Origin of the sequence: Streptomyces sp. NBC_00690 (assembly GCF_036226685.1) — a bacterium.
Taxonomy (GTDB): Bacteria; Actinomycetota; Actinomycetes; order Streptomycetales; family Streptomycetaceae; genus Streptomyces.
This window is the reverse complement of the sequence record NZ_CP109009.1, coordinates 5,560,538-5,579,551: the sequence shown is the minus strand read 5'-3', so window position 1 is coordinate 5,579,551 and position 19,014 is coordinate 5,560,538. Positions and strand designations below refer to the sequence as shown.

At 69.9% G+C, this 19,014-nt stretch carries 18 protein-coding genes; 5 read left to right on the top strand and 13 right to left on the bottom strand.

Annotated features, from left to right (window positions below):
• Positions 1-6 precede the first annotated feature (6 nt).
• The 7 genes from OID54_RS24610 to OID54_RS24580 all read right to left on the bottom strand — a co-directional run bounded on the left by OID54_RS24610 (position 7) and on the right by OID54_RS24580 (position 6,530).
• Positions 7-948 carry a type II secretion system F family protein gene (locus tag OID54_RS24610; RefSeq protein ID WP_329022828.1) on the bottom strand — a complete coding sequence of 314 codons (942 nt, stop codon included), beginning with the start codon at positions 946-948 and terminating at the stop codon, positions 7-9.
• Positions 949-1,075: 127 nt separating this feature from the next.
• On the bottom strand, positions 1,076-2,416 hold the full coding sequence (locus OID54_RS24605; protein WP_329022827.1) for a CpaF family protein: 1,341 nt from the start codon (positions 2,414-2,416) through the stop codon (positions 1,076-1,078).
• Between the two features lie 71 nt (positions 2,417-2,487).
• Positions 2,488-2,847 carry a TadE/TadG family type IV pilus assembly protein gene (locus tag OID54_RS24600; RefSeq protein WP_329022825.1) on the bottom strand — a complete coding sequence of 120 codons (360 nt, stop codon included), beginning with the start codon at positions 2,845-2,847 and terminating at the stop codon, positions 2,488-2,490.
• Positions 2,844-3,347 carry a TadE/TadG family type IV pilus assembly protein gene (locus OID54_RS24595; protein WP_329022823.1) on the bottom strand — a complete coding sequence of 168 codons (504 nt, stop codon included), beginning with the start codon at positions 3,345-3,347 and terminating at the stop codon, positions 2,844-2,846. Before OID54_RS24595 ends, OID54_RS24600 begins: the two co-directional genes overlap by 4 nt.
• Positions 3,344-4,591, bottom strand: coding sequence for an AAA family ATPase (locus OID54_RS24590; protein WP_329022821.1), 1,248 nt, complete (start codon positions 4,589-4,591; stop codon positions 3,344-3,346). The genes OID54_RS24595 and OID54_RS24590 overlap by 4 nt, the downstream gene beginning before the upstream one ends.
• A 7-nt stretch (positions 4,592-4,598) precedes the next feature.
• Positions 4,599-5,312, bottom strand: coding sequence for a Flp pilus assembly protein CpaB (cpaB, locus tag OID54_RS24585; RefSeq protein WP_329022819.1), 714 nt, complete (start codon positions 5,310-5,312; stop codon positions 4,599-4,601).
• Between the two features lie 339 nt (positions 5,313-5,651).
• Positions 5,652-6,530: a hypothetical protein gene (locus OID54_RS24580; RefSeq protein WP_443055670.1), complete on the bottom strand. Its 879-nt coding sequence runs from the start codon at positions 6,528-6,530 to the stop codon at positions 5,652-5,654.
• A 378-nt stretch (positions 6,531-6,908) separates the two neighbouring features.
• Here OID54_RS24580 and OID54_RS24575 point away from each other — a divergent pair, with 378 nt between their 5' ends.
• A complete protein-coding gene (locus tag OID54_RS24575; protein ID WP_329022818.1) occupies positions 6,909-8,603 on the top strand; it encodes a chitinase in 1,695 nt (564 codons plus the stop codon).
• A 397-nt stretch (positions 8,604-9,000) separates the two neighbouring features.
• The gene (locus OID54_RS24570; protein WP_329022816.1) at positions 9,001-10,944 is read left to right on the top strand and encodes a serine/threonine-protein kinase; all 1,944 of its coding nucleotides are present in this window, start codon (positions 9,001-9,003) and stop codon (positions 10,942-10,944) included.
• 132 nt (positions 10,945-11,076) lie between these two features.
• On the opposite strand, the gene OID54_RS24565 is transcribed toward OID54_RS24570, so the two are convergent.
• The 3 genes from OID54_RS24565 to OID54_RS24555 form a co-directional block, all read right to left on the bottom strand.
• Positions 11,077-11,487, bottom strand: a complete 411-nt coding sequence (locus OID54_RS24565) for a RidA family protein (RefSeq protein ID WP_329022815.1) — start codon at positions 11,485-11,487, stop codon at positions 11,077-11,079.
• 63 nt (positions 11,488-11,550) lie between these two features.
• Positions 11,551-12,303, bottom strand: a complete 753-nt coding sequence (locus OID54_RS24560; RefSeq protein WP_329022814.1) for an IclR family transcriptional regulator — start codon at positions 12,301-12,303, stop codon at positions 11,551-11,553.
• Complete coding sequence (locus OID54_RS24555; protein WP_329022813.1) at positions 12,300-13,451, bottom strand: sugar kinase; 1,152 nt, start codon at positions 13,449-13,451, stop codon at positions 12,300-12,302. The genes OID54_RS24560 and OID54_RS24555 overlap by 4 nt, the downstream gene beginning before the upstream one ends.
• Positions 13,452-13,582: 131 nt before the next feature.
• Here OID54_RS24555 and OID54_RS24550 point away from each other — a divergent pair, with 131 nt between their 5' ends.
• Both OID54_RS24550 and OID54_RS24545 read left to right on the top strand, forming a co-directional pair.
• Positions 13,583-14,857, top strand: coding sequence for an amino acid deaminase (locus OID54_RS24550; protein WP_329022811.1), 1,275 nt, complete (start codon positions 13,583-13,585; stop codon positions 14,855-14,857).
• Between the two features lie 19 nt (positions 14,858-14,876).
• Positions 14,877-16,490, top strand: coding sequence for an N-acyl-D-amino-acid deacylase family protein (locus OID54_RS24545; protein ID WP_329022809.1), 1,614 nt, complete (start codon positions 14,877-14,879; stop codon positions 16,488-16,490).
• Here OID54_RS24545 and OID54_RS24540 read toward each other — a convergent pair whose 3' ends face one another.
• The gene (locus OID54_RS24540) at positions 16,491-16,691 is read right to left on the bottom strand and encodes a hypothetical protein (RefSeq protein WP_329022808.1); all 201 of its coding nucleotides are present in this window, start codon (positions 16,689-16,691) and stop codon (positions 16,491-16,493) included.
• A gap of 263 nt (positions 16,692-16,954) precedes the next feature.
• On the opposite strand from OID54_RS24540, the gene OID54_RS24535 reads away from it, so the two are divergent.
• On the top strand, positions 16,955-17,218 hold the full coding sequence (locus OID54_RS24535) for a chaplin (protein WP_329022807.1): 264 nt from the start codon (positions 16,955-16,957) through the stop codon (positions 17,216-17,218).
• Between the two features lie 95 nt (positions 17,219-17,313).
• Here OID54_RS24535 and OID54_RS24530 read toward each other — a convergent pair whose 3' ends face one another.
• The gene (locus tag OID54_RS24530; protein WP_329022804.1) at positions 17,314-18,192 is read right to left on the bottom strand and encodes a tyrosinase family protein; all 879 of its coding nucleotides are present in this window, start codon (positions 18,190-18,192) and stop codon (positions 17,314-17,316) included.
• A gap of 19 nt (positions 18,193-18,211) precedes the next feature.
• Positions 18,212-18,688 carry a tyrosinase family oxidase copper chaperone gene (locus OID54_RS24525; RefSeq protein ID WP_329022802.1) on the bottom strand — a complete coding sequence of 159 codons (477 nt, stop codon included), beginning with the start codon at positions 18,686-18,688 and terminating at the stop codon, positions 18,212-18,214.
• Between the last annotated feature and the right edge of the window lie 326 nt (positions 18,689-19,014).

Genomic DNA, 19,014 nt, shown 5'->3' with positions numbered 1-19,014 from the left:
GTCCTCTCAGACCTGGATCCGCGAGACGCGGCGGATCAGGAAGGCGCCCAGTACATAGAGCCCGACGGCGAGCAGGGTGGCTGCCTGGCCGGTCACCGAGCTGGTCATCTTGTCGAGTGCGCCCGGTGTCATGCTGTTGATCATCAGCAGGAAGCCCAGCCCGAGGAGGGGGACGGCGATGGCGGTGACCTTGATCTGGGAGAGCACGGTGGTGACCTCCCGTCGGGTCTCCTTGCGCTCCTCCAGTGACTCGGTCAGGTTCCGCAGCGAGGTGACGACCTGGCCGCCCGCCCGGTTGGCCAGGATCAGGGTGGTGACGAGGACCATCAGTTCGCGGGACGGGAGCCGGTCGGCGAGTTCCCCGAGGGCGTCGTCCAGGCTCTGGCCCACGGCGAGTTGGTCGGCGACGATGCCCAGTTCATGGCCCGCGGGCTCGTCGAGTTCCTCGGCGGCCATGGCGAGCGCGGTGCGCAGGGCGAGGCCCGCCTGGGTGGCGTTGGCGAGTACGCGGGTGAACTCGGGCAGCTGACCGATGAACGCCTCGGTGCGCTTGGTGCGCTGCCAGTTGAGGAAGGCGTTGGCGCCCCAGATGCTGGCGACGGCGGCGATCAGGCCGAAGAAGGGGGCCAGGATCGCGCCGATGACGAAGTAGACGGCCAGCAGTACGGCGATCACGTAGACCATGTACTCGCCGGTGGTCAGGTCCAGTCCGGTCGCCGCGATCTTGCGTTCGATGCGACGGCCGAGTCCGGTGGTGCGCAGTCGGCGGTCGAAGCCGCCGAAGCGGCGTTTGCGGCCCGACCGGCCGAGAGCACCACCGGTCTGGGTCATGCGTTCGACCAGCGCCTGTTGTTGGGCCCTGCCCGAGGAGTAGGCGTGTACGCCGATGACTCCGAGCACACCGGCGAGCAGGGCCACTCCGGTCGTCAGTAGCGGGAGGTTGTCCATGTCGGGCGGGCCTTTTCGGTGGGCTGGCGGTGGGCGGGCCTGGTGCTTTCGGTGGTACGGCGGGTGTGCGGGCCGTACCACCGGGATTGGGGGGCGGTCGGGGTGGACGGCGGCGGTCAGGGGCCGGTCATAGGACGGTTCTCCGTACGGCGAGTTGGTCGTCGCGGTCGGCGACACCGAAGACCGCGGGGAGCGTCTCGTTCTTCATGTAGAGGCGTTCGGCGATCCGACGGGGCACGGGGTAGTAGCCGAACTCGCCGTGGATCCGACCGTCGGCGGCCATGGGGCGGGCGTGGAAGCGACAGACGGAGACGATGCGGTAGTCCTCGCGCCCGTGGGAGTCGACGACGGCGACCTCGGTGACGCGTCGGGAGCCGTCGGCGTGCCGGGTGAGTTGGACGATGACGTCCACGGCACTGTTGATCTGGTCCTTGATCGCCGCGAAGGGGATCTCCACCTCGGCCATGGACGCCAGGGTCTGGAGCCGCATCAGCGCGTCCTCGGCGCTGTTGGCGTGGACGGTGGCGAGTGAGCCGTCGTGGCCGGTGGACATGGCCTGGAGCATGTCGAGGGTCTCACCGCCGCGGACCTCACCCACGATGATCCGGTCGGGTCGCATGCGCAGGGAGTTGCGGACGAGGTCACGGATGGTGATCCGTCCCTTGCCCTCCACATTGGGGGGCCGGCTCTCCAGCGTGATCACGTGCGGCTGCTGGAGTTGCAGTTCGGCGGAGTCCTCGATGGTGACGATGCGCTCGCCCTCGGGGATGAGACCGGAGAGGGAGTTGAGGAGGGTGGTCTTGCCGGTACCGGTGGCCCCGGAGACGATCACATTGAACTTGGCGCGCACCAGTCCGGCGAGCAGCAGGGTCATCTGCTCGTCGAGGGAGCCGATGGCGATCATCTCTTGCAGGGTGAAGGCGCGCGGGAAGCGTCGGATGGTGAGGATGGGGCCGCTGAGGGAGAGCGGCGGAATGATGACGTTCACCCGTTCGCCCGAGGGGAGGCGGGCGTCGACCATGGGATTCGCCTCGTCGACCCGTCGGTTGACGGTGGAAACGATCCGCTCGATGGTCTGCATCAGCTGTTCGTTGGACGAGAAGCGCAGCGGCAGCATCTCCAACCGCCCGGCGCGCTCGACATAGACCTGGTCATGGCCGTTGACCATGATTTCGCTGATGGAGGCGTCTTCGAGGAGCGGTTCGAGGATGCCGAGGCCCAGCGCCTCGTCCACGACGCGTCGGATCAGCTGGGAGCGCTCAGCGGTGGAGAGCACGGGGCCCTCGCGGCTGATGATGTGACCGAGGACCCGCTCCAGCCGTATCCGCCGGTCGGCTGCGGCGAGCGAGGACATTTCGGCGAGGTCTATCTCCTCCAGGAGCTTGGCCCGGTAGACGCCGACGAGTCGGTTCTCCTCCCCGTGGCCGTTGACCGGCTCGGGACTGTTGATGCGTGCCCGCAGACTCATGTCGCCATCTCCCCAACTCCCCGCTTGGTGCTGTGTCCCCCGGTGTGTGCGTGGCCGGCCCGGCCCTCCCTTCAGTCGCAGGGCATGGTGACGCTCCGGTGGGCGCTGCCGAAGTCGAAGATCGGCAGGACCTGGGGGATGTCGACCGTCACCTCGACGGTGACCTCCACACCGCAGCTGCCCGATTCGGTTCTCGGCCTGAGCCATTCGCTGACGGCCGCAGTCGCCGCGCGACCTGCTTGACCGTCTCCGTCAGGCATGGAGGCCGCACGGGCTCCGGCGCGGGCGGCGGTGCCCGCCTGCTGGGCGGCGTAGGCGGCGACGCCGAGTTGGATGGCGGCGAGGGCGACGAACAGCAGCAGGGCTATCACGCCCGCGTACTCGACCGCGGCCTGTCCGCGCTCCCGTCGGCGCTGGCGCTGTCGGCTCATGGCTCGTCCTCCCGGGGGGCTGCGGCTTCGCCGGGAACGGTGACCGAGAAGCTCACTCCGGGGAAGAGCAGGGGGACGTCGAGGTCCACGGTGGCCCGGTAGTAGTCCCCCGAATCGCCACAGGAGAAGCCGGAGCCCTGCCAGGCCGACGGTAGATGGGCTTCCCCCGCCGCCTGGCACGCGCCGTCCCCGCCGACGACCCCGGCACGGACGGCTTCGTCCGCCGCGTTCCCGGCGAGGACGAAGGTGTAGCCCGTCAGGGCGGCCTGCCACATCAGGACGATGGTGACCAGGATGAGCGGGATCGTGCCGGTGAACTCGACCGCGGCCTGCCCCCGGTCGTCACCGAGGCGTCGTCGGACGTTCCATGTGCGGGCGTCGGTGGTCTGCGGGCAGCCTTCGTCGGTCCCATCGACGCGGGGGGACTCCACGGTCCGCCCAGAGCCCGACCTGTCCGCCGCCGATGGGCCTCCCGGCAGCGCTGCCCGGCCGCCGGTCATCGTGATCGTGTCCTTCGCAGCCCGATCGAGCCCCGATCGCCGCGGAACTTCCCCTGACGCTGCTCCCCCTCCGCCACCGCGACGAGCGAGAGTTCGGCCGCGAGTTGCCACAGGGCCTGCTTCACCGCGGACTTGGCCTCCAGGTCCTGCATCCGGCCGGCGTCGACGACGGGCTGGAGTTCCTTGAAGCCGGCGGGGACGGTCGTCCGGGCGATGCGGGTGCCGGTGATCTTCTCGATCAGCGGGGGTTGGATCTCGGTGGAACGGCTGTACCGGTTGACCACCGCCACCGTCTCCTCGGCCTTGCGGATCTGAAGCCGGTCCCAGAGCCTGATCATGCGCTTGGCCGCGCGGACGGCGATCACGTCGGGCGTGGTCACCAGCAAGGTGGTATCGGCCATTTCGATGGCGGCGGCGTTCGCGCTGTTCATCTGCGTACCGCAGTCGACGATGACCACGTCGTAGCGGTGGCGCAGGACGCTGACGATCTGGCGTACGGCCCGGTCGTCCACCTCCTCGCCGCGTTCGCCGTCGGTGGGCGCGAGGAGCAGCCCCAGCCCGGTGTGGTGGGCGAAGACCGCGTCCTGGAGCACCCGGGGCGAGATGTCCTGGATGCCCGCGAGGTCGACGATGGAGCGCCGGAACTGGACGTCGAGGTAGGAGGCGATGTCGCCGGCCTGGAGATCGAGGTCGGCCAGGGCCACGGACCGGCCGGACGCCTGGGCGGCCAGGGCGAGCTGGACCGCGGTCACGGTCGCGCCGACCCCGCCCTTGGCTCCGCTGACGGTGACGACCGTGCCGCCGGGTCCGGTGAACACATCAGCGCCGTGTCCCAGGTGGCGTCGCACCCCGGTGGACCAGCCCGCCGCCGCTTGGACCCGCTGGGCCAGTTCCTCGTACGAGAGGGGGAAGCCGATCAGTCCGCGGGCTCCGGAGTCCATGGCCGCCGAGTACAGGCCGGGGGTCGCGTCGACCGTGACCAGGATGACGCCGACGGCGGGGAAGCGCAGTGCCACCTCCCGGATCAGTTCCAGTGCGGGCACGGGTCCGATCCGCTCATGGACCAGGACGACCTCGGGCAGTTCGTCGATCGACTCGGCGGCGAGCCGGGCCAGCAGATCGAGCAGTGAGGTCGAGTCCGCTACCGGATTTGCTGGTTCCGTCTCCGGTAGCTGGCCGAGCAGGGTGGTGATGGACCGGGCCGCGTCGAGATCACCGACGGCCGGGAGGATGCGTATGGTCATACAGCCCTCACCTGTTCTTGTCTTCGCCGAGGGTGTACGTGCTGTCCCCGGGGCGCAAGGTGGCCGGGCTGCCCTTGGCAAGGAGGGCGAGCCGCACGTTTTCGGCGAAGGACTCCGCGTACGCCAGACGCTGGGCGTCCGTGGTGTTGAGCGCGAAGGTGATGGGCACGGCCTCACGGGCGGTGCTGCCGCGATCGCCTTCCTTGCGCTCCAGCGGGGTCAGCCTGCCGACGTCGATGACCTTGGCGTTGGGAACGATGATCCGGGACTGGTCCGGATCGCCCTTCTCCTTGCCGGCGAAGGTCGCGAAGATATTGACCAGATCACCGGGGGTGATCTTGCCCGCGACCCCGGTGGCCGCGTCGATCATGATGGCGATCTCCTGTTCGCCCGCGGCCAGTTCGGGCCGCTTGACGATCATGTCCTCCTGGAGCAGGGACCCCTTGCGCAGCTGGGTGACGGCGATCTTTCCGCGCAGCACCGACAGTTCCGATACCGCGCTGCTCGGCAGCCAACGCTGCGGTATCCGCACCTTGGTGAACTGAGCGGGCTTCAGAGCCGTATAGGGAGACACATCCGTCTTCAGCTCGTACGCCGTGGCCTCTGGACCGACCTTCGAATTCACATTGTTGATCACGGAGATCACGCCGGCGAACGCGGCGAGGGCGCACAGCACCGAAAGGAGCAGGAGGAGAACGCCACGGCGTTGGCGTGAATTCATTGGTTGGACGACCTCGTTCGCAGATCATGGGCTGACGGAGCGGACAGAGTGGGACGTACGACAGGAAGCGGGTTGCGCGCCGCAGTGGGGCGGATGCGCGATCCCTTGCGACCCGGATCGGTGGGTGTGGATCGCAGGCCCGTCGGACGTCCCACCGTCGGCGGTCGCGGTCCTACGGGTGGCCACCCGAGGGGTACGAACCGCCGTGGCGAAGGCGAACGGACGGGTCTTTGGTCACGGTGGGAGCGCCGCTGGGCCCTGCGCACCGAGCCGCACGGGACGGCCGCACCCGGTGGGGGCGGCTCGGCCGGGGCGTGGGCGAACCCGCCGGCACCCGACTCACGAACCGCGGTGCGCGACTGTTCCATGGTTCAGTACCCGGGAATCCCGACCCTGACCTTCGGCGACGGCGAGCAACGCCGAACAGAATCCGCAGCGATCGCCGATGATGTCAATTCCGCACCAGGTGCACACCTCTCTCCGTACGGACGAGACCAGTTGGTAGAGGATGGAGATGTCCGGCAGGAAGGCCGCGAATTCAATGAGCTTGCCGGTGCCCCACCAACCGGGCGAGTCCGCCGGCAAGTCGTTCTCCTCCAAACTCTGCGTGCGCCATTGCGGGATCAGCGTCTCGCTGATCCATTCAGACTGCAACTGTCCTTTGGCGACGACCAGCCGGGTGGCGAAGTCTGGACCGGAAAGCTCCCCCGTCCCGATCCTGATCAATTCCGGACGAGGATTGGCCAGTACCCCGAACTGCGAGCCGGGAACCCAGGACTTCGCATGGGACTTCAGACTGACCGGCACCCGGTCGAGCCTGGCCACCGAGTTCAACTGGGCGCCCGCGTAGATGTAGTGCGACAGCAGCCGGGCCGCGGATGCGACGATCCCCGCGCCGAAGTCGCAGATCGACAACTGCCTCAGTTGGCGCACGAGGACGCCGATCGCCAGCGGCGGGAGATCCAGCTTCAGCAGGGCGATGCGATTGCTCTCCAGCACGGACCGCACGGTGTGCAGTCGCCGCTCGTGGGCGAGGCCGATCGTCGACGGATAGATCGCGATCACCGAACCGTGCTGCTCCAGCAGTACGGTCATGTCGGCGAGTGCCGCGTCGAGCGGCTGGTCCTGCGGCGCGGCGAGGAGAGCCGCCGTGGGCGTGTGCTGGTCCATCGCCGGTAGCACCAGATCTGCGCTGGTGACAGCTATTGCGGTCGGCACGCTGGTTCCCCGTTCGGCTCCGGCCGCCGGGGGCTCCCGTGACCGCAGATACGTACTCGCTGCTCCTGCACCAGCACTTTATCTGCGACTTTGACGGCAGAGAACACCTTCTTGAACTCACAGCCCCAGTCCGTGCACGCTCCGCACACACCAAAGGGGGCGAAAAGCTGACGATCCACCATCCCGCCCCATCAGACCCGTCAGGGGGTCTACGCTCCGCTGTGGCCGAAAAGCGATGACCACGTCGTAGGACGAATCAGCGTCAGAGGACTTGACAAGCCTATTGGTCTGGACCAGCTTTACGGGCAACAACGGTGGCCACCGTACGTACCTCTTTTCTTCCTCCATCCCCCCAACTCCCCCACCTGGAGGCAGCAAGTGGAACCCTTCACGCGCAAAAAAAGATGGCTTGGCGGTGTGCTGGCGCTCGCCGTCGGCGCCGGCGTGGCCATCGTGGGCACCACGGGAACCGCACAGGCAGCCGACGTCAACGTCGCCAAGAACGCCGGCTTTGAGTCAGGACTCTCCAACTGGACCTGCTCCGGCGCCTCCGGCGCCAATGTGTCGACGCCGGTGCGCACCGGGGCCTCCGCCCTCAAGGCGACGCCTGCCGGGCACGACAATGCCAAGTGCACCCAGACCGTCACGGTGAAGCCCAACTCGACCTATGCGCTCAGCGCCTGGGTCCAGGGCGGGCACACCTACCTGGGAGCCAGCGGCACCGGCACCACCGACGTGTCGACGTGGAGCCCCGGCTCCACCGGTTGGACCCAGTTGAACACCACCTTCCGTACGGGTGCGAGCACCACGTCCGTCACGGTGTACACCCACGGCTGGTACGGCACTCCCGCCTACCAGGTGGACGATGTGAACGTGTACGGCCCCGACGGCGGTGGCGGTACCGAGGAGCCCGTGGTTCCCCCCACGCCCACCGGGCTCGCAGTCGGCGCCGTGACCCCCTCGTCCGTGGCCCTGAACTGGACCGCGACCGCCGGTGCCACCGGCTACAACGTCTACCGCGACGGCACCAAGGTCCAGTCGGCGACCGGCACATCGGCCAATGTGACCGGGCTCACCCAGGACACGCTGTACCAGTTCCAGGTGACGGCGACCAACGGCGCCGGCGAGTCCGGCCGCACGGCCAACGTCGCCGGACGTACGTCCAAGGGTTCGGTGGAGCCCAACCCGAACGTGCCCAAGCACGCGGTGACCGGCTACTGGCAGAACTTCAACAACGGCGCGACCGTGCAGAAGCTCCGCGACGTGCAGTCCGAGTACGACATCATCGCCGTGGCCTTCGCCGATGCCACCACAACGCCGGGTGAGATCGTCTTCAACCTGAGCCCGGCCGTCGGCTACGCATCGCCCGCCGACTTCAAGGCGGACATCGCCGCGAAGAAGGCCGCGGGCAAGTCGGTCATCATCTCCGTCGGCGGCGAGATCGGCAACGTCACCGTCAACAGCGATGCCTCGGCGACCGCCTTCGCCAACAGCACCTACGCGCTGATGCAGGAGTACGGCTTCAACGGTGTCGACATCGACCTCGAACACGGCATCAACTCCACGTACCTGACGAAGGCACTGCGGCAGCTCTCCGCCAAGGCGGGCCCGGGCATGGTCCTGACCATGGCCCCGCAGACGCTGGACATGCAGTCCACCGCCTCCGAGTACTTCAAGCTGGCGCTGAACGTGAAGGACATCCTCACCGTCGTCAACACGCAGTACTACAACAGCGGAGCGATGCTCGGCTGTGACGGCAAGGTGTACTCGCAGGGCTCGGTGGACTTCCTCACCGGTCTGGCCTGCATCATGCTGGAAGGCGGCCTCGACGCCTCCCAGGTCGGCCTCGGCACCCCCGCCTCCACCCGCGGTGCGGGCAGCGGCTACGTCAGCCCGACCATCGTGAAGAACGCGCTGGACTGCCTGGCCCGCGGCACCAACTGCGGCACCTTCAAGCCGGCCAAGACCTACCCGGGCCTGCGCGGTGCGATGACCTGGTCCACCAACTGGGACGCCACCGCCGGGAACGCCTGGTCGAGCGTGGTCGGCCCGCACGTCCACGGACTGCCGTAGCACCTGGAGACTCTGATTTCGGATCAAGTCGGTCCCTAGCCGGCCCGATCCGGATGAGGAGCCCAAGGGCCTTGCTCTCCGGCGCGGGCCGGGTGAACCCGACCCGATCCGGAAGAGGGGCCAGCGGCGGAACCTGTCGTACGCACCGTCCAACCCCACGCCCAGGTCGTACGACGTAAACAGCAGCGCCACCGTCTCCGGTGGCGCTGCTGTCCGTTGTGGGGGCGGCCCCAGGCGTCCGGGCGCGGCGGCGTACGGCGAGGTGCCCGCTCCCCCGCGGTGTCCGCACCGCCTCAACCGACCGGCACAAAAGCGGCCCGGTCCGTGACACAACGGGCGCTGCCCCGAACCCCGTTGGTCGGTACGCTGCACTCCGGCATCACGGCAGGGGGAGAGGATGACCGGCACGGGGGCGCGGCTGTTGCCGCTCAGCGGGGAAGATCCGGCGGAACTGGGGCCCTATCGGCTGCTCGTACGGCTCGCAGCGGGTGGGATGGGCCGGGTCTATCTGGCCCGCTCGACGGCGGACGACGGACTGGTGGCCGTGAAGTCGCTCCTGGCCGAGGGGGTCATCAGCGACATCGACCGTCGCAGGTTCGCCCGCGAGGTCCTGCTCGCCCGGCGGATCAACAGCGCTCACACCGCCCGGGTCCGGGCGGCCGACGCTTCGGCCGAGCGGCCCTGGATGGCCATCGACTACATTCCGGCGCCCTCGCTCGCCGAACTGGTACGGGTGGCGGGCGTCCTGCCGGCGCGTGCGGCGTGCTGGGTGGCGGCCGGGATCGCGGCGGCGCTGTTCACGCTGCACCGGGAGGGCATAGTCCACCGGGACGTGAAGCCGCAGAACATCCTGCTGCCCGGGTCCGGGGCCCGGGTCATCGACTTCGGCATCTCGCACGCCACCGATCTCACCCGCACCAGTCTGACCCTGGGCACGATCGCCTTCACCTCGCCTGAGCAGGCGCGCGGCGAGCCGTCCACCGCCGCGTCCGACGTCTACTCCTTCGGTGCCACCCTGTTCCACCTCGCCGTGGGTCGATCGCCCTACCCGGAGGGCGAGGACACGCTGCAACTCCTGGCCAGGGTCGGCCGTGGGGAGATCGACGCCACCGGTCTGCCGGCCGCCCTGGAGGAGGTCGTCCATCACTGTCTGTCCCTGGAGCCGACGCAGCGCCCCGGCCCGGACGAACTACTGGCCCGGTTCACGACCGAGTTGGCCGCGCCCTCGGCCTCCCAGCCGGGACGGCACTGGCTGCCGGGGAGCTGGGCACAGCTGATGGCGGCGTACGAGCGGCAGGGGGCGGAACTCTCGGCGACGCTGGGCAGGGAGGCGAAGGGCACGCCCCCGCGCCCCACCAGGGCTCCCAGCGCACCGGTGCGGTCCACATCGCCTGCTCCGTCCACGGCCGTCGCCCAAGAAGCGGTGGCACAAGAGGTCCTCGCGCAGCCAGCCGTCGTGCAGGTCGAGAAGCCCGTGGACGTGCAGCAGGCGAATGCCGGCCCGGCGCCCGTACCACCGGCGCAGACACCACCCGCACCTGCGGTGGACGCCCGTCCCGCGCCGAGGCCCGCCCCGCGCGCCCCGCGCCGGGCGCGGGCCACCACGCGAACGCCTGGCTCGACGCCCCCGACCGCCTCGACGCCCCCGACCGCCTCAGCTCCCCCGGTACCGCCCGCAGTCGGTGCCGGTGCGCTTTCCCCCCGGACGGCAGAGCACCGAGCCCTCGTGGACCGCGCCCCTTCGCCCGCAGTGAAGGCACCCACCAAAGCGCCGCCCGCCGAAGCACCCGTCGAAGCGCCGCCCGCCGAAGCACCCACGGCAGACCCCGTCCGGGGCGAACAGCCCGAGCCGGAAGCCCGGCCGCGGCCCCGTCGGCCAGTGGAGCTGCACCACTATCCGGCGCCACCGCCCGCGCCGATCCGTCGCTATCCCGTCGTACCCGCCGCGTCTCGGTACACCGAGCTGAATCCCAGGACCCGTTGGCTGCTCGGCTGCGCGGTGGCGCTCGTACTGGTGCTCGTCGGCGTCTTGTTGGTGACCCTGTCCGACGACGCCGACGGCAAGGCCGACGATCGCAGCAACAGCTCGGCCACCTCCTCCGCCCGCCCCATCGACCGGGCCAGGCACACGGACGTCGGCGACTGCCTTGCGGCGTCGTTCCAGTCCGTCGAGGCCGTCTCGTGCGACTCGGAGCGTGCGAGTTGGCGCGTCGTCCTGGCCCGGACGGAGAAGTACAGCGGTGCGCCGATCACGATGTGTCCCCCGGGCCCGGGCCGGCAGTCGTCCGAGTACATCGACGCGACACGGCTGCGGACCCTGTTGTGTCTGCAATCCCTCTGATCGACGGCTGGGTGTGTACGTACGAGCGGGCCGGCCCGGAGGGTGTCCGAACCGGCCCGCTGACATCCGACCCACCTCGGGCACGCCCCTGCACGGCCAGTGGTGTGATCAGGGGTGCGACCAGCGGTGTGATCAGCTCAGCACGGCGAGCGCATCGATCTCGATGAGGAGCCCCGCGGGCAGCCCGACGTACACCGTGGTCCGGGCCGAGGCGGGCGCCTTGAGGCCCTGCTCCTCGAAGTACGCGTTGTAGATCTCGTTCATCTCGGCGAAGTGGTCCACGTCGGTCAGGTAGACGCGCGTCATCATCACGTCGTCCCAACTGGCGCCGCCCTCCTCCAGGATCGCCTTGACGTTGGCGAAGGTCTGGAGGGTCTGCTCACGCAGGGTGGGGCCCGCGGGCGTCGGCGCCTGGCCCTCGACGGCGGGCAGGAATCCGACCTGGCCGGCGACCTGGAGGATGTTGCCCTTCTTCACGCCGTGGGAGAACTTGGCGGGCGGGGTGGTGTGGGTGGCGGGGGTGAGCGCGATCTTCTCGGTCATGGAACTACCTTCGGGACCTTTCGTACGGGGTGCCGGGACTCGGCTGGGACTCGGGGCTGGGACTCATTGGGGCGTGACGGAGCCGGAGTACTCGCGGCTGATGGTGTCGGCGGTGCGGCGCACCAGCGGGAGGAGCGTGAGGAGTTCCTCGGCGGTGACGACCACATTGGGCGCGGACACGGACATCGCGGCGACGACCCGGCCGGCGGCGCCGCGGATGGGCGCGCCGATGCAGTTGATGGACTCCTCGTGGCCGCCGAGGTCGGTGGCCCACCCCTGCTCGCGCACGGCGGCGAGTTCCTTGAGGAAGGCCGCGGCGTTCGGCGTCGAACGGGAGGTGTACATCGGGTAGTCGAGCTTCTCGGCGATGATGCGCCGCTCCGACTCGGGGAGGTCGGAGAGGAGGAGTTTCGCGACGGCCGCGACGGTGATCGCGACGGGCTTCCCGATGCGGGAGTACATCCGTACGGGATAGCGGCTCTCGACCTTGTCGATGTAGAGGACTTCACTCTCCTCGTAGACGGCGAGGTGGACGGTGTGCCCGATCTGCTCGTTGAGAGTGATGAGATGGGGATGGGCGATCTCGCGTACATCGAGATTCTCCACCGCTTCCTGGGCCAGGGCGAGGAGCCGTGCTCCGAGGCGGTAGCGCTGGTCCTGCTGGCGGTAGACGAGCCCATGGTCGTGGAGGGTACGCAGCAGTCGCAGTGCGGTGGACTTGTGTACGCCGAGGCTCGTCGCGACCTGTCCGAGGTCAGCGGGCCCCTGTGCGAGCAGCGGCAGGATGCTCAGGGCGCGGTCAACGGTCTGGCTCATGGTGTGCGTACCTCCTCATCCACGGCTGAGGTCCAGCCGGGGCCGAGACGAAGTCTCTCCCAGTCGGCGTCGTCGAGTGCCACGAGAGCGTCCGCACGGGCGGTGGCGGGCGGCTGCCCGACGTCTCCGGGGACGGTGAGCGCTGCGGCGGCCATCAGATGGCCGTGGCGGATGCGGTCCTTGATCGGCAGTCCGCGCAGGGTGGCGGAGAGGAAGCCGGCGGCGAAGGCGTCCCCCGCGCCGACCGCGGCGACGATCTCCACCCGGGGGGCGGGGACGAAGGTGACCGAGTCCACCGGGCTGCCGCGGCCCTGCTCGGCCGTGGTGCCGTCGAAAGCGAGCACGGTCGGGTTCTTCCTGCCGGGCTCGGGTCCCGTCGCGGGGATGGTCGCGAGCCGCTCGTCCCCCTCGGCGGCGAAGACGACAGCGCCCTTGCCGCCCTGTTTCACCACCAGGAGCGCGGGCTGCGGCAGCGCGTCCCGGATGGCGCGGGCCCCCCGCAGGCCCCAGGCGTGCTCGGCCTCGTCCTCCCCGACGAAGACGAGATCGGCGCCGCGGGCGAGTTCCAGGAGCACCTCGGCGCCCCGGTCGTCCGCCCACAGCCCGGGGCGGTGGTTGATGTCGAAGGAGATGAGGGGGCGGCCCGGGCGCGGCGCGGTGAGTTCCCGCATCAGGGCCAGGCAGTCGTCGGAGAGCGCGGCGGTGATGCCGGACAGATGCAGTACGCGGGCGCCGCTGAGGTCCGCGGCGGGCACGGTCGCGGGGGACATCGCGGAGGCGGCGGAGCCGGCGCGGTAGTAGACGACCTCATGGGTGGCGGCGGAGCGGTCGGTGGCGGTGCGGAAGTAGATGCCGGTGGGTCGGCGCGGATCGCGGCCGACGGCGGAGGTGTCCACTCCGTAGGAGGAGATCGCCTCGATCAGATGGTCTCCGAAGCCATCCCTGCCGACCCTGCTGACCCATCGCACGCGGTGGCCGGCCGCCGCGAGGGCGCAGGCGACATTGGATTCGGCGCCCCCGATGGCGCGGGCGAAGGAGGGGACGTCGGCGAGGCGTCCTGGCCGTGATGGCAGGAAGGTGACCATGGACTCGCCGAGGCAGATGACGTCAGTCGTGGCCACGGTTGCCGTTCCGGTCGGGCTGCTCACCCTGGGCTCCTCGCGGGATGGGGGCGGTCGAGTCCATTGACCCGGCACTGTGCCGGATGTTAGACAACATCGAGCAATATGCGCAATGACTGTTGCAAGTAGTGCAACGGCCGTCTCAATGAGGAGGCTCTATGCCCGCCGACCAGCTCGCCCTGCTCCGGCACGAGCGCGTCGACCACCGGTTCAAGGCGCTACCGCCGGACGCCGTGGGCCTGACGGTCGGCGAACTGGCGTCCGAGCGCCTCAACCTCTTCACCGGCGGCTTCACCACCCCCGTGCTCGCACTCTCCGCAGAGTCCCTCGAACACAATCTCACCCTCCTCCAGACCTACTCCGAGCGCCACGGCCTGGCCTTCGCGCCGCACGGCAAGACCTCGATGGCCCCGCAGCTCTTCGCCCGGCAACTGGAGCACGGCGCCTGGGGCATCACGGTCGCCCAGCCCCACCAGGCCCGCGTCTGCCGGGCCCACGGCATCCAGCGCATCTTCCTCGCCAACGAGGTCGTCGACGCCGCCGCCCTGTGCTGGCTCGCCGACGAGCTCGCCGACCCCGACTTCACGTTCATCTGCTACGTCGACTCCGTACGGGGCGTGGAACTGATGGACGAAGCGCTCACCAGGGCAGGCGCCGCCCGCCCCCTGGGAGTGGTGGTCGAACTCGGCGCCGGCGAGGGTGCACGCACCGGCGTGCGCACGGAGGCCGAATGCGCGGCCGTCGCGGACGCCGTCGCCGCCGCGCCGAGCCTGCGGCTGGTCGGGGTCGCCGGATACGAGGGCGAAGTACCGGCCGCCGACGGCACGAGCGTCCGCGCCTGGCTGCGGCGCATGATCGCGCTCGCCGTCGACTTCGACAAGGCCGGGCGGTTCGCCGACACCGAGGAGATCGTGATCAGTGCGGGCGGCAGCGCCTGGTTCGACGCCGTCGCGGACGTGTTCGCCGAGATCCCGGAACTGTCCCGCCCGGTGCTGAAGCTGCTCCGCTCCGGTGCGTACGTCTCCCACGACGACGGCCACTACCGCCATCTGACGCCGTTCAACCGAGTCCCCGAGGAGGGCGCGCTCCAGCCGGCTTTCCGGCTCTGGGCACAGGTGGTCTCCCGCCCCTCCCCCGAGCAGGCGTTCATCAACGCGGGCAAGCGGGACGCGGCGTACGACCTGGACCTGCCCGAGGCGCAGGTGGTGCGCGACGGGCGCACGGGTACGATCCGACCGGCGGACGGCATCACCGTCAGCGGACTGTCCGACCAGCACGGCTGGCTGCGCACCACGGCGGAGGCCCGCTTGGAGGTCGGCGACTGGATCGGTCTCGGTCTGTCCCACCCCTGCACCGCCTTCGACAAGTGGCAGCTGATCCCGCTGGTCGAAGCGGACGGAACGGTCAGCGACTACATCCGCACATTCTTCTAGGCCCGGGGAGTCCGGAACCATGGATCTCGTCATCCGTGACACACGTGTCATCGACGGCACAGGCGGCCCCTCCTACCGCGCCGACGTCGGTGTGCACGAGGGGCGGATCGCCGGGATCCGCCGCGAGGGCGACCCGGCCCTCTCCGCGCCCCGCACGCTCGACGCCGCCGGGCTCGCCCTCGCCCCCGGCTTCATCGACATGCACGCCCACAGCGACCTCGCGCTCCTGCGCGACCCGGCCCACGAGGCGAAGGCGGCCCAGGGCGTCACCCTGGAGGTCCTCGGCCAGGACGGGCTGTCCTACGCACCGGTCGACGACCGCACCCTGACGGCCGTGCGCCAGGCCATCAACGGCTGGAACGGCGGCGGACCGGGCGATGCGTCCGTGGACTTCGACTGGCGCACGGTCGGCGAGTACCTCGACCGGCTCGACCGCGGCATCGCCGTCAACGCCGCCTACCTGGTCCCCCAGGGAACGGTCCGGATGCACGTCGTGGGCTGGGACGACCGCCCCGCGACCCCCGCCGAGCTGAAGCGGATGAAGCAACTCGTCGCCGAAGGGCTCCAGCAGGGCGCGGTCGGCATGTCCTCGGGACTGACCTACACCCCCGGCATGTACGCGCCCGACGCGGAACTCACCGAACTGTGTCGCGTCCTCGCCCAGTACGACGGCTACTACTGCCCCCACCACCGCTCGTACGGGGCCGGAGCACTGCGCGCCTATGAGGAGATGGTCACCCTCACCCGGGACGCCGGCTGCGCCCTCCATCTGGCGCACGCCACCATGAACTTCGGAGTGAACAAGGGCAAGGCCGCCGAACTGCTCGCACTGCTCGACGGGGCCATCGACGCCGGGGCTGACATCTCGCTCGACACCTATCCGTACACCCCAGGTTCCACCACGCTCGTCGCCGTCCTCCCCAGTTGGGCGAGCGAGGGCGGTCCGGACGCGACGCTGGCGCGGCTCATGGACGACGAGATTGCCGAGCGGATCCGGCACCATCTGGAGGAGATCGGCTCCGACGGCTGCCACGGGGTGCCGATCGAATGGGAGACGATCGAGATCTCCGGCGTCAGCGACCCGGCGTTCGCCTCCCACGTGGGCCGCACGATCGAGCAGAGCGCCCGGGACCACGGGGAGAGCCCCTGGGCCACGGCACGGCGGCTGCTGATCGGCGACCGGCTCGGCTCCACCATCCTCCAGCACGTCGGCCATGAGGAGAACGTCCGCGCGATCATGCGCCACCGGGTGCACACCGGTGGCAGCGACGGCATCCTCCAGGGCAGCAAGCCTCATCCGCGCGCCTACGGCACCTTCCCGCACTACCTCGGTCGGTACGTGCGCGAACTCGGCGTCCTCGGTCTGGAGGAGGCCGTCGCCCATCTGACCTCGCGCCCCGCGGCCCGGCTTCGGCTGCCGGACCGCGGGCTGGTGCGCGAGGGTTACCGCGCCGACCTCGTCCTGTTCGATCCGCTGACGGTCGCCGCGGGATCGACCTTCGAAGCCCCGCGGACCCTGCCCGTCGGCATTCCGCACGTACTGATCGACGGCCGGTTCGTGATCGAGGACGGGGTGCGCACGGACGCACTGGCGGGCCGTTCGGTACGCCGGGTCCCGGGCCCGAAGGGTTGATCAGCGGCGGGGTAGGAGCTTCGCGGCTGCGTCGGTGACGGGAGCGAGCACACCGCCGGGCGGCGGCTTGATGAGATTGCGGTCGACTTCCCCGGCCGACTGCACGGTGGTCCGGGGAGCTGCATGGGCGGTGGTGACCGCCGGAACGGCGAGCGCACAGGCGAGGACGGCCACTGCGGTGGCCTTCTTGTAGAGGGTCATGTGTTGTGCAACGCCCGTGCGGGCGAGTGGTCACCGTGTACGCGTCGACAGCGCCGGTCCGCGCCCCGGCGCACCCGCCGGGGCGCGGTTCGGCGTCCTCCGTTGTGACACCTCGCCCACCTGGGCGGACCCGCTCATGACCGTTCGTTACGGCCAAGGGCGGGCACTTTGCCTTCGATCCGTTACCGCCCAAGGGTTCGGGCGTTGTAGCAGCGTGAAGGCCGCAAGTCCTGCGGCCGAGTTCAGATCTGCAAGGAGAACTGATGTCGCGTATCGCGAAGGCCGCTGCCGTCGTCGCCGGCTCGGGCGCCATCCTGGCCGGTGGCGCCGGCCTGGCTGTTGCCGACGCCGGAGCGCACGGTGCCGCTACCCACTCCCCCGGTGTGATCTCCGGCAACGCCATCCAGGTGCCGGTCAACATCCCGGTCAACCTGTGCGGCAACACCGTGAACATCATCGCTCTGCTGAACCCCGCGTTCGGCAACACCTGCGTGAACGCCTCCGAGGGCAACGCCTACGGCCACTGAGCCGTTTCACACCCCGAGCACCGAGGCCCCCCTTCCGCGGAAGGGGGGCCTCGGTCTTGCTCCGTCTTGCTCCGTCCTGCTGTGGACGCGGCCGGCTACGCGTAGCGGTACCAGCGGGTGTGGTCCAGGAGATCCGCCGTGGTGGTCCCCCACGGCGGCAGCGGCTCATCGCGCGCGAAGACCCGACCGCCCTGGGGGTCGGACGCCGGCAGCGGGGTCCGTGGCAGGTACTCCGCGTCCGGGTGTGCCTTCTGCCAGCGGTGCCAGAGCAGATCGATGAACGAGTGGTGCAGCCAGAACACCGGATCGTTGGGTGAGGTGGCACCCAACATCAGTCCGCCCACCCAGCGGTGGACCCGGTTGTGGTTGCGCCAGCGCACCGGGGCGTCCATGCCGTCCATGCCGTCGGTGGACCACCCCTCGATGCGGTTGCGGAAGCCGCTCGACACGGTCGAGTCCCAGGGAGCCTCGTCGTAGACGGACTCCTTGAGCGCGTCGGCCACGTCCTGCTTGGTGGGCAGGGTGACGGGGTCGGATGGACGGCCGAGATTGCGGGTGAGGTACCTGCCGTCGGTCACTCGGGAATTGATGGGCCAGTTCCCGTTGCCGTAGGCGAAGGGGCCCGTCATCACCTGCCGGTCGCCGACCCGGCCTGTGCCCCCGAGGAAGTCGTCCGCCCACAGCGACGAGGCGGGCGAGTTATCGACCGTCCAGTCCCAATAGGGGATGGTGACGTCCGCATCGACCTTCTGGAGGGCGCGTTCGAAGTCCAGGAGGAAGGCGCGGTGCCAGGGGAAGAACGAGGGCGTCATATGGGCCGCCCGGGGGGCCTCCTCCGCATCGGTGACGTAGAAGTCCCCGTGCATCCGTACGAACTCGTCGTACCGTCCCGACCGTTTGAGTGCCAGCAGCGCGTCGACCAGCCGCCGCTTCTCCGTACGGGTCAGGTTCCGCTGGTTCTTGCGGGTGTACACCGGTGCCGGACCTCCGGGCTCAGTGGGTCTGCGGGACGGTGGAGTGGCCCCGGGACGAAGTGGACGACAACTGTGCGGGGCCCAGATCGTCGACCGCGGCCCGTGCCACGTCACGCAGCGTCGGAAAGGACTCGTAGTGGTTGACCAGGCTGAGGTAGCTGCCGTCGGCCCGGCGCATCACATGCAGGGGGCGGCCGTCGATCCGCACCTCGACGCTCGGCACGGCGACGGGCACCGCACGCGCCCGACCGTCTGCGCCGACGGGGACCATCACGGTCGCGGTGCCCTCGATGTGCCGGCCCCGGTACACCTCGGCGAACCGTTCGAGACCGGGCGGCCTGGCGACGCCCCGCCGCGGGGGCCGTACCGGCCGGTTGCGGGCGATGATCGGCGCAAGCGCTCCGGCCGTACCCGCGACGACCCCGATGGTGAAGGCGGTGCGCAGCAGTGTGCGGCGGGTCAGGAAGCGCGCGGTCGGGCGGTCGAGCAATGGCATGGACGAGCTCTTTCGCTGGGGTTGTGCGTCGGTCTGTCAACGAGGTCGCCGCGAAAGGGTTGCTCGTCCGAGTGGCGGGACCGGTGCGTTGTGGTGTGCCGGGTTCGGTGGGGTGCCCCATGCCGGGCGGGGGCGGGGGCGGGGGCGGAAGGCGGGGTCCCGGCTGTGTCTGCGCGTGTCTGCGCGTGTCTGCGCGTGTCTGCGCGTGTCTGCGCGTGTCTGCGCGTGTCTGCGCCTGTTGACAGCTAAGGAGTGGTCGGCACGGTGGCGGCGCTGGCGCGGAGGGCCGGACGCCACGGGAAGTTCCCCTGTCCGCAGCAACGCCC

Bases quoted from the DNA above. Each gene is read 5' to 3' on its own strand.
- OID54_RS24610 (WP_329022828.1), bottom strand. From the start codon at position 948: ATGGACAACCTCCCGCTACTGACGACCGGAGTGGCCCTGCTCGCCGGT.
- OID54_RS24605 (WP_329022827.1), bottom strand. From the start codon at position 2,416: ATGAGTCTGCGGGCACGCATCAACAGTCCCGAGCCGGTCAACGGCCAC.
- OID54_RS24600 (WP_329022825.1), bottom strand. From the start codon at position 2,847: ATGAGCCGACAGCGCCAGCGCCGACGGGAGCGCGGACAGGCCGCGGTC.
- OID54_RS24595 (WP_329022823.1), bottom strand. From the start codon at position 3,347: ATGACCGGCGGCCGGGCAGCGCTGCCGGGAGGCCCATCGGCGGCGGAC.
- OID54_RS24590 (WP_329022821.1), bottom strand. From the start codon at position 4,591: ATGACCATACGCATCCTCCCGGCCGTCGGTGATCTCGACGCGGCCCGG.
- cpaB (WP_329022819.1), bottom strand. From the start codon at position 5,312: ATGAATTCACGCCAACGCCGTGGCGTTCTCCTCCTGCTCCTTTCGGTG.
- OID54_RS24570 (WP_329022816.1), top strand. From the start codon at position 9,001: ATGACCGGCACGGGGGCGCGGCTGTTGCCGCTCAGCGGGGAAGATCCG.
- OID54_RS24565 (WP_329022815.1), bottom strand. From the start codon at position 11,487: ATGACCGAGAAGATCGCGCTCACCCCCGCCACCCACACCACCCCGCCC.
- OID54_RS24560 (WP_329022814.1), bottom strand. From the start codon at position 12,303: ATGAGCCAGACCGTTGACCGCGCCCTGAGCATCCTGCCGCTGCTCGCA.
- OID54_RS24550 (WP_329022811.1), top strand. From the start codon at position 13,583: ATGCCCGCCGACCAGCTCGCCCTGCTCCGGCACGAGCGCGTCGACCAC.
- OID54_RS24545 (WP_329022809.1), top strand. From the start codon at position 14,877: ATGGATCTCGTCATCCGTGACACACGTGTCATCGACGGCACAGGCGGC.
- OID54_RS24540 (WP_329022808.1), bottom strand. From the start codon at position 16,691: ATGACCCTCTACAAGAAGGCCACCGCAGTGGCCGTCCTCGCCTGTGCG.
- OID54_RS24535 (WP_329022807.1), top strand. From the start codon at position 16,955: ATGTCGCGTATCGCGAAGGCCGCTGCCGTCGTCGCCGGCTCGGGCGCC.
- OID54_RS24525 (WP_329022802.1), bottom strand. From the start codon at position 18,688: ATGCCATTGCTCGACCGCCCGACCGCGCGCTTCCTGACCCGCCGCACA.